Source organism: Azospirillum humicireducens (assembly GCF_001639105.2).
In the GTDB taxonomy this organism is placed as follows: domain Bacteria; phylum Pseudomonadota; class Alphaproteobacteria; order Azospirillales; family Azospirillaceae; genus Azospirillum; species Azospirillum humicireducens.
Genome location: NZ_CP028902.1, coordinates 372,578 through 385,441, shown reverse-complemented (window position 1 = coordinate 385,441; position 12,864 = coordinate 372,578). Strand labels below are relative to the sequence as shown.

At 68.0% G+C, this 12,864-nt stretch carries 10 protein-coding genes and 1 pseudogene; 8 read left to right on the top strand and 3 right to left on the bottom strand.

The genetic code is table 11. The features are described 5' to 3' along the window. Positions 1-151 precede the first annotated feature (151 nt). Both A6A40_RS16265 and A6A40_RS16260 read left to right on the top strand, forming a co-directional pair. Positions 152-577: a putative toxin-antitoxin system toxin component, PIN family gene (locus A6A40_RS16265; RefSeq protein ID WP_167562489.1), complete on the top strand. Its 426-nt coding sequence runs from the start codon at positions 152-154 to the stop codon at positions 575-577. Continuing rightward, on the top strand, positions 574-825 hold the full coding sequence (locus tag A6A40_RS16260; RefSeq protein WP_014188911.1) for a hypothetical protein: 252 nt from the start codon (positions 574-576) through the stop codon (positions 823-825). Before A6A40_RS16265 ends, A6A40_RS16260 begins: the two co-directional genes overlap by 4 nt. Positions 826-906: 81 nt before the next feature. On the opposite strand, the gene A6A40_RS16255 is transcribed toward A6A40_RS16260, so the two are convergent. Genes A6A40_RS16255 through A6A40_RS16245 form a run of 3 tightly spaced genes read right to left on the bottom strand, consistent with a single transcriptional unit; the run spans position 907 to position 4,687 of the window. After that, the gene (locus tag A6A40_RS16255; protein ID WP_174718526.1) at positions 907-3,189 is read right to left on the bottom strand and encodes a xanthine dehydrogenase family protein molybdopterin-binding subunit; all 2,283 of its coding nucleotides are present in this window, start codon (positions 3,187-3,189) and stop codon (positions 907-909) included. Then, entirely contained in the window at positions 3,186-4,196 is a 1,011-nt protein-coding gene (locus A6A40_RS16250; protein WP_108546949.1) for an FAD binding domain-containing protein, read from the bottom strand. Before A6A40_RS16250 ends, A6A40_RS16255 begins: the two co-directional genes overlap by 4 nt. After that, the gene (locus A6A40_RS16245) at positions 4,193-4,687 is read right to left on the bottom strand and encodes a (2Fe-2S)-binding protein (protein ID WP_236783838.1); all 495 of its coding nucleotides are present in this window, start codon (positions 4,685-4,687) and stop codon (positions 4,193-4,195) included. The genes A6A40_RS16250 and A6A40_RS16245 overlap by 4 nt, the downstream gene beginning before the upstream one ends. A gap of 263 nt (positions 4,688-4,950) precedes the next feature. On the opposite strand from A6A40_RS16245, the gene A6A40_RS16240 reads away from it, so the two are divergent. The 6 genes and pseudogenes from A6A40_RS16240 (at position 4,951) to A6A40_RS16215 (ending at position 12,729) form a co-directional block, all read left to right on the top strand. Further along, positions 4,951-5,445 carry a GFA family protein gene (locus A6A40_RS16240; protein ID WP_108546947.1) on the top strand — a complete coding sequence of 165 codons (495 nt, stop codon included), beginning with the start codon at positions 4,951-4,953 and terminating at the stop codon, positions 5,443-5,445. Between the two features lie 27 nt (positions 5,446-5,472). Further along, complete coding sequence (locus tag A6A40_RS16235; RefSeq protein ID WP_236783837.1) at positions 5,473-6,123, top strand: BLUF domain-containing protein; 651 nt, start codon at positions 5,473-5,475, stop codon at positions 6,121-6,123. Between the two features lie 109 nt (positions 6,124-6,232). Then, a complete protein-coding gene (locus A6A40_RS16230) occupies positions 6,233-7,705 on the top strand; it encodes a mechanosensitive ion channel family protein (RefSeq protein ID WP_108546945.1) in 1,473 nt (490 codons plus the stop codon). A 225-nt stretch (positions 7,706-7,930) separates the two neighbouring features. Further along, a complete protein-coding gene (locus A6A40_RS16225) occupies positions 7,931-9,706 on the top strand; it encodes an N-acetylglutaminylglutamine amidotransferase (RefSeq protein WP_108546944.1) in 1,776 nt (591 codons plus the stop codon). A 121-nt stretch (positions 9,707-9,827) separates the two neighbouring features. Further along, positions 9,828-11,593: pseudogene (gene ngg / locus A6A40_RS16220) on the top strand (N-acetylglutaminylglutamine synthetase); the annotation flags it as partial. A 77-nt stretch (positions 11,594-11,670) separates the two neighbouring features. Beyond that, a complete protein-coding gene (locus tag A6A40_RS16215) occupies positions 11,671-12,729 on the top strand; it encodes an osmoprotectant NAGGN system M42 family peptidase (protein ID WP_174718525.1) in 1,059 nt (352 codons plus the stop codon). Positions 12,730-12,864: the final 135 nt, after the last annotated feature.

The window sequence follows — 12,864 nt, the reverse complement described above, 5'->3', positions numbered from 1 at the left end:
GCAGGCCCTCTGCTCTGCAGGGGATAGCCTTCATGCCGATCCACTGCTTCTCCGCACCGGAGCCCATATGCGGAGAACAGCAACCCATGTGACATCCCATAGGATGTCACATGGGTTGCTGTGCTTGCAGAACTTCCTTATGATCGACCGGATGAAGAGAGCTGTTCTCGACACCAACATTCTAACCGCAGGTTTGCGTAGCCGCCGTGGTGCCTCATTTGCAGTGTTGAGTCTTCTTGCCGAAGGACAATTCAGGGCGTTGGTGACCACTGCCCTGTTCCTGGAATACGAGGCTGTGTTGAAGCGGCCTGAACAGCGCGAGGTTCACGGACTTGGCGAACCCGATGTAGATCGTTTGCTGGCCGAGTTGGCCGCGGTCCTGGAGCCTGTGGACGTGCGTTTCACTTGGCGGCCCCAGCTTTCCGATCCGGCCGACGAGATGGTGCTGGAGGCTGCGGTCAATGGCAGAGCGGATGTGCTGGTGACCCACAATGTCCGGGATTTTGCCGCGGCCGCGCCGCGGTTTGGCATTCCGGTTCTCCGACCGGCCGAGTTCCTGCGAGGAGTGGCGACATGAGCAAGGCAACCTATCCCCTGAAGCTGCCCGCGTCCGTCAAGGATGCCGCTGCCCGGCTGGCCCGAGAGGATGGCGTGTCTCTGAACCAGTGGATCGCCGCTGCCGTAGCCGAGAAGGTCGGCGCCGTCGAAACGGCAGCCGCCTTCCTGAAGGCTCGTGCCGGCACCGCAACCGGTGCAGGCTTGCGCTCCTTCCTGGACAGGGTACCGGACAGGCCGCCACAGACCGGCGACGAACTGGAGCGGTGATTACGGGTCCATAAGAGGAGCGACCGTGCCCGGTGCTGGTTCGGGGAGGAGGTACTTCTCTATGACGCCTCCTCCCTGCACCTACGCCCCCAGTATCCTGTCCACCGTGATCGGCAGATCGCAGAGGCGCTTGCCGGTCGCGTGGTAAATGGCGTTGGCGATGGCGGCGGGGACGCCGACGATGCCGATCTCGCCGACGCCCTTGGCGCCCAGCGGGTTGACGATGTCGTCATGCTCTTCGACGAAGATGACGTCGATGTCCTGGATGTCGGCGTTCACCGGAATGTGATACTCGGCGAAGTCGTGGTTCATGAAGCGGCCGAGCCGCTGGTCGGTCATCGACTCCTCCTCCAGCGCCATGCCGATGCCCCACACCACGGCCCCCAGAATCTGGCTGCGCGCCGTCTTCGGGTTGATGATGCGGCCGGCGGCGACCGCACTGACCACGCGGGTCACCTGCACGGTGCCCAGATCCTCGTCCACCCGCACCTCCGCGAAGATGGCGGAGTGGGTGCCGAGCGTGTGCCGCATCTGCGACTTGTAGGAGGGGATGGAGCGGGCCTCGTCCTCCAGCACCAGCAGATCGCTGCCGCGCATCACCTCGGTGATCGACATCCGCCGGGACGGGTCGCCCCTGGCGATCAGGAAGCCGTCGGCGAAGACCAGATCGTCGGCCTTCACCCCCTTCAGCGGCCCGTCGTCCAGCCCTGCGGCCAGACCGGCGAGCTTGTCGCGCAGCCGGTCGCAGACCGCCTTCACCGCCGACCCGACCGACGACACCGTCCAGGACCCGCCCTGCAGCGGCGCCATCGGCAGGTTTGAGTCGCCCAGTTGGAACGACACCCTGTCGATGGGCAGGCCCAGGATGTCGGCGGCGATCTGGGTCATCGCCGTGTAGGTGCCGGGGCCGATGTCGGCGGTGGCGCTGCCCACGACCAGCGTGCCGTCGACGCCGAGCCGGGCCGATGCCGCCGCCTGCCCCTGCATCGCATCCCACACGCCCGACGCCATGCCCCAGCCGATCAGCTGCCGCCCCTCCCGCATCGACCGGGGAGCGGGATTGCGCCGGTGCCAGCCGAAGCGCTCCGCCCCCTGCGTGAAGCAGGCGCGCAGTTCCTTGCTGGAGAAGGGCTTGTCGGTGTTGGGATCGACCTCGGTGTAATTCTTCAGCCGGAACTCCAGCGGGTCCATGCCCAGCTTGGCCGCCAGCTCGTCCATGGCGATCTCCAGTGCCGGGACGCCGGTGGCGGCGCCGGGGGCGCGTTGGTCGAGCGGGGTGTGGGTGTCCATCCGCGCCAGCTTGTAGTCCAGCCGGACATTGTCGCATTTGTACTGCTGGCCCGACCAGTTGACGACGACCTCGACATAGTTCTCGCTCTGAGAGGTCTCCTGCACCGCCTCGTGGATCATGGCGGTCAGCGTTCCGTCCTTGCGGGCGCCTAGCGCCACGCGCTGCAGCGTCTCCGGCCGGTGGCCGAAGCTGAACATCTGCGGCCGCGACAGCTCCACCCGGACCGAGCGCTTCAGCGCGGTCGCCGCCAGCACCGCCATGAACAGCTGGTGCTGCGGCCGCAGCCCCGAGCCGAAGGCGCCGCCGACGAAGGGCGAGATCACCCGCACCGCGTCCTTCGGCAGGTTGAAGACGTTGCAGACATAGGTCTGGGTGTTCAGCGGTCCCTGGGTCTTGTCATGGACGGTCAGGGTGCCGTCATCGTGGTGGATGACGGTGGAGGCGTGCATCTCCATCGGGTTGTGATGCTCGACCGCCTGGGTGAAGTGCAGGTCGATGCTGACCTCCGCCTCAGCCAGCGCCCGGTCGGCCTCGCCGCGCGGCTTCGGCGGCGGCTGGAACCCGCCCTTGTCCTTGCCGGGGGTGAAGGCCTGGGCCTGCGCCGCGTGCAGGTCGGTCTGGTGCTCGTCGGCCTCATAGACGACATGGATCAGGCGGGCGGCGTAGCGCGCCAGCTCGAAGCTCTCAGCCACCACCAGCGCGATGGGCTGCAGCGAGTGGTGGAGCGTCGCGTCGTGCAGCGGGCGGAAGGGGGAGCCCTTGGGCGCGTCGTCGTCCTTCCACTTGCGGTCGAACCAGGGCCGGCTCGGCCGGTTCTCGTGGGTGAAGACCTGGAACACACCGGGCAGGGCCAGTGCCTTGGACGTATCCATGCTCAGGATCCGGCCGCGGGCGATGGCGCTCGACAGGATATAGCCGTGGGCGAGACCGGGCGTGTTGAACTCCGCGGCGTATTTGGCGCCGCCGGTCACCTTCAGCCGGCCGTCGACGCGGCTGACGGGCTTGCCGATCTGGGCGCCCGAAGGTCCTTTGGGATTGTCCAACGGATCGGGGATGCTCGGTTTGGCGATCATGGGTGCTCCATTCCGGCGGCTTCGGCCAGCGCCCGGACGATGGCGCGCTCGGCAAGTCCGATCTTGAAGGCGTTGTGGGACTGGCCCTTGGCGTCGCGCAGCAGCACGCGCGCCGCCTCGCGGAAGGTCTCCAGCGAGGCCGGCTTGCCGGCCAGCTCGGCTTCGGCCGCCGGGTCGCGCCAGGGCTTGTGTGCGACGCCGCCCAACGCCAGCCGCGCGGTGCGGATCGTCCGCCCATCCATCTCCAGCGCCGCCGCGACCGACACCAGCGCGAAGGCGTAGGAGGCGCGGTCACGCACCTTCAGGTAGGTCGAATGCTTGGCGAAGCCTTCTGCCGGCAGGTCGATGGCGGTGATCAGTTCGTCGGCGGCAAGCGCGCTGTCGATGTGCGGGGTGTCGCCGGGCAGGCGGTGGAAGTCGGCGAAGGGGATGGTGCGTTCCCCCTTCGGTCCGCTGACGCGCACCACCGCCTCCAGCGCCGCCAAGGCGACGCACATGTCGGACGGATGGACGGCGATGCACCGGTCGCTGGCGCCCAGGATCGCATGGATGCGGTTGACGCCGGTCAGCGCGCCGCAGCCGGTCCCCGGCTCCCGTTTGTTGCAGGGGGTGCCGGTGTCGTAGAAGTAATAGCAGCGCGTCCGCTGCAGCAGGTTGCCGCCGTTGGTCGCCATGTTGCGCAGCTGCGCCGACGCCCCGGCCAGGATCGCCTTGGACAGCATCGGATAGCGCGCCTGCACCCGCTCATCGTAAGCGGTATCCGAATTGCGGGCGAGCGCGCCGAGCCGCAAGGCCCCGCCGCCCAGCTCCTCAATGCGGTCGAGGCCGAGGCGCGAGATGTCGATCAGCCGTTCCGGCCGCATCACGTCGGCCTTCATCAGATCCAGCAGATTGGTGCCGCCGGCGACGAATTTCACCGCCGCCTCGGTCGTCGTGCCCGGCTGTCCCGCCACGCCGCCGAGCGCCGCTTCGACGCTGCCGGGACGGTCGTAGGAGAAGGCCCTCATGGCGTGCCTCCATCCTTCGATTGCCCATCCATCACCTGCCGGATCGCCGTGACGATGTTGGGATAGGCGCCGCAGCGACACAGATTGCCGCTCATCAACTCGCGGATGTCGTCGTCGGTCTTGGCATGGCCCTCCTCCAGCATGCCGACGGCAGAGCAGATCTGGCCCGGCGTGCAATAGCCGCACTGGAAGGCGTCATGCTCGACGAAGGCTTCCTGCAGCGGGTGGAGCGTGTCGCCGTTGGCCAGCCCTTCGATGGTGGTGACGGCCCGTCCCTCCATCATCACCGCCAGCGTCAGGCAGGAATTGATGCGCCGCCCGTCGACCAGCACGGTGCAGGCGCCGCACTGCCCATGGTCGCAGCCCTTCTTGGTGCCGGTCAGGTCGAGATGCAGGCGCAGCGCGTCGAGCAGGCTGGTCCAGGACGCGACGTGCAGCGTCCGGCGGCTGCCGTTGAGGGTCAGGATGACTTCCATCGCTTTGGGGAGCATGGCATCCGGCGGAGGCGCCGGCTGCATGTTGGCTTGGCCCTGGGATGCTGGGCCTGTTGGCTGGGACATGACCGCTCCGACTGCTGGCAGGGGTTGCGCCGCCGGCCGCGGTGGCGCGGCGGCGCGTCTTGGCTTCCGGCTGTAACAGCCGCCCTTTCGTTGCGTTCCCTGGGTGCGGATGGTGGCAAACGGCGATTGCGGTCCCATCTGGTGCGGAGTGCCGCGTCCGCTGCCGGCGCCACCCCATCGCGGAGACCCCTGCCATGAAACTCTCCGGTTCCTGCCGCTGCGGCGCCGTCCGCTTCACGCTGAACTCGTCGACACCGGTGCCCTACATGCACTGCTACTGCAGCATCTGCCGCAAGAGTGCCGGCGGCGGCGGTTACGCCATCAATTTGGGCGGTGATGCCGACACGCTGGAGGTGGAGGGGCGCGAGGCCGTGGCGACTTGGCGCGCGCCCATCGACGATCCCGACCATCCGGGCCGGACCCGGCTCGGCCCCTCGCACCGGCATTTCTGCAAACAGTGCGGCACCGCGCTGTGGGCGGAGGATCCGGCATGGCCGGAGCTGGTCCATCCCTTCGCCTCGGCCATCGACACGCCGCTGCCGACCCCGCCGGAGCGGGTTCACATCATGCTGGACTTCAAGGCGCCGTGGGTGGAGGTGCCCAGCGGCCCGAACGACGTCCATTTCGCCCGATACCCGGAGGACTCGCTGGAGGACTGGCACCGGCGCCACGGGCTGCTGGAGCGCTGAACGCTCCATGGTGGCGAAGCTGCGGGGATGGCTGGACTCCGCTCGATCTGCCGGCGGCAAATCGCCTCACCGCCATCCCGGATATATCCGCCGGCTGCGGCACCGCATCGACGAAAGAAGGGGTTACTGATTGTCGGTTTCACAATCATTCTTTCCTCAAGGTGGGGCAAAAGGTGGAGGAAACCGATGCTCACTCTTCTCTATCGCAGCGATGCCGTCGCTTTGCTGCCGTTTTCGGCGTTGGCGGACATTTGCGTGCGAAGCTCTTCAAACAACCGGCGTCTGGGCGTCACCGGCTTCCTGATCGAACATGAAGGTACCTTCCTCCAGGTGCTGGAAGGGGAGGCGGACGCCGTCGGCACCCTGTTCGACAGCATTTCCAGAGACACGCGGCACCGCAACCTCGCCGTGCTCGGCCGTTGGGAAAGGCAGGAGCGTTCCTTCGGCTTCTGGGCGATGAATTTCGGGCCGCTGGACAATCCGGATTTCTGGGTTGGCGAGTTCGCCTCGCTGCGCCAGGGCGAGGCGTTCCGGCGCAAGAGCGGCGATGCCGAAACCGCACTGGCCGTCCTGTGCCGCGCCTATGCCTTTGCGAGCAAGGTCGCGGACTCCGACCCGGTGATCGGCGATTTCGTGATGGGGCTGTCTCCGCCAGTCCGCCGGCCGGTCGTCGTCTGAACGCTCAAGCCGCTGAAAAAATTGACTGCTTGACGAGATGGCGCCTGTCTGTGCCATCGTCCCACCTCGCCCGGCCAAGGGGGCCGGTCGCCGAGGAGAACCCCGTCCGATGAACGCCTTGCGGCGTCTGTCCGTCCCTGTTCTGCTGCTTGCCCTGCTGGCCGCCCTTGTCGCTGCCAAACCTTGGCTGCACAGCCATCTGGAGCCCGTCCTCGGCCGCTCGCTCAGCACCGGATTCGACATCGCGGTCGCATCGGCCGCCTGGCTTATCGCCGCCTGGGGTGGAGCGCGCCTGATCGACCTGCTGGCGGCCGGCAATGGCGGCGCCGGCCCGGACGGCATGCCCCGGCCGCCGCGCATCCCGCGGTTGCTGGCCGACCTGCTCCGCTTCTTCGTCTATGGCGTCGCGGTGCTGGCGATCCTGGCCTTCGTGCTGGAACAGCCGGTGACCGGCCTGCTGGCGACCTCCGGCGTCGCCATCGCCGTGCTGGGTTTCGCGCTGCGCAACATGATCGCCGACATCTTCGCCGGCATCGCGCTGAACATCGAGCATCCCTACCGCATCGGCGACTGGCTGGAGCTGTCGCCCGGCGTGGCCGGCCGGGTGGACGAGATCAACTGGCGCGCCACCCGCCTGATCGCCAGCGACGGCACCGCCGTCATCGTGCCGAACGGCATCGTCGCCGGCAGCCGCTTCGTCAATTTCAGCCGTCCCAACCCGGCCTTCCGCGCCAGCGTGCCGGTTCTGCTGGACCATGAGGTGCCGGTGGAGCGGGCCAAGCGCATCCTGCTGTCCGCCATGCTCTGCGCCGACGGCGTGCTGCCGATCCCGCGGCCCGACGTGATCGTGGAGGCGGTGACGCCCAACGGCATCTCCTATCTGGCGCGCTTCTGGACTGACGACGGTGGGCGGGTGTCGCTGGTGCGCGACGCCGTTTTGACTGGGGCGCTCGCCAATCTCGCCCGCGCCGGGATCGAGCCCGCCCGGCCCAAGCAGGAGGTTCGCCGCCGCCAGCCTGCCCAGCCCGACACCGACATGCTGCGACACAGCCTGTTGCGCCAGCTGGAGCTGTTCGACGCCTTCGACGACGAGGAGGTCGGGGCGCTGGCCCAGGCCATGCGCGAGCTTCACCTCCCCGCCGGGACCGCCGCCGTCCGCCAGGGCGAGGCCGGCGAATCTCTGTTCGTCATTGCGGAGGGCGTGTTCGACGTCCAGGTCGCCGCACCGGCCTCCACCGACACCGCCTTCATCAATCCGAATGACGGCCAGCGTCCGGGCGTGATCCACCTGACCCGCCTGCGCTCGGGCGACCTGTTCGGCGAGATGTCGCTGCTGACCGGCCAGCCGCGCAGCGCCTCGGTCGTCGCCTGCACCGATGCGGTGGTGTACGAGTTGGCGCGCAGCCATCTCGACCCGGTGCTGCGCCAACGCCCGCAGCTGGCCGAGCGGCTGGCCGACCTGATGGCCGACCGCCAGTCCCGCAACACCGTCGCGCGCAGCCGCCAGCAGGGCGTCGCCCAGCCCCCGCCGGTGGAATCGCAGGCTCTGCTGGTCCGGCTGCGCAACTTCTTCAAGCTCTGAGAGGACGCTGCCCCTCCCAAAAAGCCCCCCGTCCTGGAACCTTGGACGCTGCCAACCGTTATGCCGCGCGGGTGCCGGTGGTGAATCGAGCGGGAGGAGGGCCGGCATCCATGATCGCTCCCAACGGGTGGCGGCCGCATTCCGCAGCCGGCGCCCCCGGTGTTTGGCCCTGTTTGCGGGTCGAGCGCCCCTTCGTCCTGAACCAACGAGGAGGCTCGACAGCCGATGTGCGGACTGAGTGGCGAGATTCGTTTCAAGACCGGCGAGGCCGCCAGCACGGCGGCGGTCCAGGCCATGTGCGACCGGCTGGCGGCGCGCGGGCCGGACGGCCATGGCCTGTTCGCCCATGGCCGCGTCGCCTTCGGCCATCGCCGGCTGAAGATCATCGATCTCAGCGAGGCATCGCAACAGCCGATGGTGGACTCCAGCCTCGGCCTTGCCATCGTCTTCAATGGCTGCATCTACAACCACCGCGAGTTGCGCGAGGAGCTTGCCGGGCTCGGCTACAGCTTCTTCTCCGACGGCGACACCGAGGTTCTGATCAAGGCCTATCACGCCTGGGGGCCCGATTTCGTCAAGCGCATGAACGGCATGTTCGCCTTCGCCATCCATGAGCGCGACAGCGGCCGCGTCGTGCTGGGCCGCGACCGGCTGGGTATCAAGCCGCTCTATCTCGCCGATATTCCCAGCGGTCTGCGCTTCGCCTCCTCCCTGCCGGCGCTGGTGGCCTCCGGAGGCATCGACACCGACGTCGATCCGGTGGCGCTGCACCATTACATGAGCTTCCACGCCGTCGTCCCGGCGCCGCACACCATCCTGAAGGGCGTGCGGAAGCTGCCGCCCGCGACATTGCTGGTGGTGGAGCCGGACGGCACGCGGCGTGAGCACACATACTGGTCGCTGAGCTTCGGTCCGCAGGCCGGCGACGAGGGGCGCGGCTTCGCCGACTGGCGCGAACTGGTGCTTGAGACGCTGACCCGCGCCGTGCGCCGCCGGCTGGTCGCCGACGTGCCGGTCGGCGTCCTGCTGTCGGGCGGGCTGGACAGCTCGCTCATCACCGCATTGCTGGCCGAGAACGGGCAGAGCGGACTGAAGACCTTTTCCATCGGTTTCGAGACGGTTGGCGACGAGCGCGGCGACGAGTTCCAGTATTCCGACATCGTCGCCCGGCATTTCGGCACCGACCACAACCGCATCTTTGTCGATTCCGCCCGCGCCCTGCCCGAACTGCGCGACTGTGTGCGCGCGATGTCGGAGCCGATGGTCAGCCACGATAATATCGGCTTCTTCCTGCTGTCGCAGGAGGTGGCGAAGCAGGTGAAGGTGGTGCAGTCCGGCCAGGGCGCCGACGAGGTGTTCGGCGGCTATCACTGGTATCCGCCGCTGCTGGACAGCAAGGATGCCGTCGGCGACTACGCCCGCGTCTTCTTCGACCGCGACCATGCGGAGATGGCGGAGGCGCTCGATCCCCGTTTTCTCGGCGAGGACCATTCCCGCCGCTGGCTGGAGCGGCAGTTCGCCATGCCCGGCGCCGAGCGGCCGGTGGACAAGGCCCTGCGCCTCGACACCACGGTGATGTTGGTGGACGATCCGGTGAAGCGGGTCGACAACATGACCATGGCCGCCGGGCTGGAAGCGCGCGTGCCCTTCCTCGATCACGAGCTGGTGGAGCTTGCCGCCCGCATCCCGGCCGAAATGAAGTTGGCCGAAGGCGGCAAATATGTTCTGAAGGAAGCCGCCCGCCGCGTCGTCCCGGCCGCGGTGATCGACCGGCCGAAGGGCTATTTCCCGGTGCCGGCACTGAAATACCTGCGTGGCCCCTTCCTGAAGCTGGTGGGCGACGTGCTGAGCGCCCATGCTGCGCGTGAACGCGGCCTGTTCCGGCGCGACTATCTCGACCGGCTGCTCGCAGATCCGGAACGCCACATCACGCCGTTGCGCGGGTCCAAGCTGTGGCAGGTCGCCTTGTTGGAGTTCTGGTTCCAGGAACAGGGCTTCTGACGGCCCATCCGGCCATCCCATCCAAACGAACGCTTCGCCGGGGCGTCCGGGGCGCGGGACCGATCCCCGCCTCGGGTTGTTTTCCGAACATGGAGCCGCATCCGACGATCAGGGGGATCCCATGAGCTATGCCCGCGTGAAACCGCACCGGCTGGAGCGCGCCGCCAGCGCCAGCCTGCGCCACACCCGGCGTTACACCGGCCAGCCGCCGACGGCGGGGCAGGGGGCCGTGCAGGGAACCGAGGCCGAGGCGCCGCGCGCCGATGTGGTGGTCGATTGCGGATGGGGCCGGCTGATCTTCGCCCACACCTTCGACGATCTCGACCGCATGATCGATACCCTGCGGCAGGAGGCGCCGGGGACCCGCGACATCGTCTTCTACCTGCAGGACCCGCATGTCGCCCTGTCCCGCGCCCCGCAGGAGCTGTTTCTCGACCCCTCCCACACCTTCCGGCTTTGGCTGACCGACTACCGCCCGTCGCGGCGCCGGCCCAAGGGCTACAGCGTCCGCCGCCTGCGCACGCGGGAGGATGCGGAGGGGGTGCAGCGCATCTATGCCCGGCGGCGCATGGTGCCGGTCTCCTCCTCTTTCCTGGTGGCGACGCGCAACAGCCGGGTGCTGACCCATTTCGTCGCCTGCGACGACGCCACCGGCGAGGTGGTCGGCTCGGTGACGGCGGTGGACCATGGCCATGCCTTCGCCGATCCGGAAAATGGCAGTTCGCTCTGGTGCCTGGCGGTCGATCCGCAGGCCTCCTTTCCGGGCATCGGCGAGACGCTGGTCCGCACGGTGGCGGAGCATGTCCAGGCACGCGGCCGCGCCTTCCTCGACCTGTCGGTGCTGCACGACAACGAGAACGCCATCGCGCTGTACGAGAAGCTGAATTTCCGCCGCATCCCGGCCTTCGCGCTGAAGACGAAGAACCCGATCAACGAGCGGCTGTTCACCGGCCCGCAGCCCGGAGAGCGGCTGAACCCCTATGCCACCATCATCGTCAACGAGGCGCGTCGGCGCGGCATCGGCGTCGACGTGCTGGACGCGGAGGCGGGCTATTTCTGCCTGACCTGGGGCGGGCGCAGCGTGGTCTGCCGTGAATCCCTCAGCGAACTGACCAGCGCCGTCGCGATGAGCCGTTGCGATGACAAGGCGGTGACGCGGCGCGTTCTGGAGCGTGCCTGCCTGAAGGTCCCGGCCCAGGCGGTGGCGGGGGAGCCGGAGAAGAATGCCGCCTTCCTGGAGACTCATGGCCGCATCGTGGTGAAGCCGGCGCGCGGCGAGCAGGGTCGCGGCATCACCGTGGACGTGCGCGATGCCGAAACCATGGAGCGCGCCATCGCCTCGGCCCGCCAGCATTGCGACACGGTGCTGCTGGAGCAGTTCTGCGAAGGGCAGGATCTGCGCATCGTCGTCATCGACAAGAAGGTGGTCGCCGCCGCGGTGCGCCGCCCTGCCGAGATCACCGGCGACGGCGCCCACAGCGTCGGAGAACTGATCGAGGCGCAGAGCCGCCGCCGCGCCGCCGCCACCGGCGGGGAGAGCCACATCCCGCTGGACGGCGAGACCGAGCGCTGTCTCGCCGCCGCCGGCCGGACGCTGGACGACGTGTTGCCGGCGGGGGAGGTTCTGCCGGTGCGCAAGACGGCCAACCTGCACACCGGCGGCACCATCCACGATGTGACCGACAGCCTGCACCCGGAACTGGTGGAGGTGGCGACGGTCGCCGCCCGCGCGCTGGACATCCCGGTGGTGGGCTTCGACCTGCTGGTGGAGGCACCGGACCGGCCGGGCCATGTCTTCATCGAGGCGAACGAGCGGCCGGGCCTCGCCAACCATGAACCGCAGCCGACGGCGGAACGCTTCGTCGATCTGCTGTTTCCTCAGACGCGNCGAAGAGGGGGAGGGTTAGGGAGGGGGCACAGCACCGTCGCATTTCCCTCATCCTCAGCAGGAGGAAAATCCGACCATGGCCGTGCCGCTGCCCATCGACATGGGCTATGTCACCGACGTTCTCTACCGGCTGCTGACCACGCCCAGCCCGACCGGCTACACCACCGACGTGGTCCGGCTGTGCTGCGCCGAGCTGGAGCGGATGGGCATCCCCTATGAGCTGACCCGGCGCGGCGCCATCCGTGCCGACCTGAAGGGCGTGCGCGGCAGCCCGGACCGGGCGCTGGTCGCCCATGTCGACACGCTGGGCGCCCAGGTGAAGATGCTGAAGGACAATGGCCGTATGGAGCTGGTGCCCATCGGCCACTGGTCGTCCCGCTTCGCCGAGGGCGCGCGCTGTACCGTGCTGACCGACCGCGGCCCCTGGCGCGGCACCATCCTGCCGCTGAAGGCGTCGGGGCACACCTTCAACACGGAGGTCGACAGCCAGCCGGTCAACTGGCAGCAGGTGGAACTGCGCGTCGACGCCCCCGTCGCCGACCGGCGGGACCTGGAGGAACGCGGCTTCAACATCGGCGATGTCGTCGCCATCGATCCGCAGCCGGAATTCCTGGAAAACGGCTACATCGTCTCCCGCCATCTCGACGACAAGGCCGGGGTGGCGGTGATGCTGGGCGCGGCCAAGGCGGTGGTGGAGGCCGGAGCCGCCCTGCCGGTCGACTGCCACCTGCTGTTCACGATTTCCGAAGAGGTCGGGTCCGGCGCCTCGTCGATCCTGCACCAGGACGTGGCGGAGATGGTGACCATCGACAACGGCACCACCGCCCCCGGCCAGAACAGCAGCGAATACGGCGTCACCATCGCCATGGCCGACAGCACCGGCCCCTTCGACATGGCGCTGACCCACTCGCTGCTGACCCTATGCCAGGCGCAGAACATCCCGCACCAGCGCGACGTCTTCCGCTATTACCGCTGCGACAGCGCGTCCGCCATCGAGGCCGGCAATGACATCCGCACGGCGTTGGTCTGCTTCGGCATCGACGCCTCGCACGGCTACGAGCGCATCCATGCGAACGCGCTGGAAAGCCTCGTGCGGCTGCTGGTGCTGTACCTGCAGAGCCCGCCGCGGGATTAGAGTCTGTCTGGTGCTTATTCAAGCACCAGACAGACTCTAAACTTATGGTTTTCCCGTGTGATTCACGCTTCAAGCGATTCCGCTTGAACCGATCACACTCTAATACCGCCTCTCCTATGAAATGACCTTCTACTA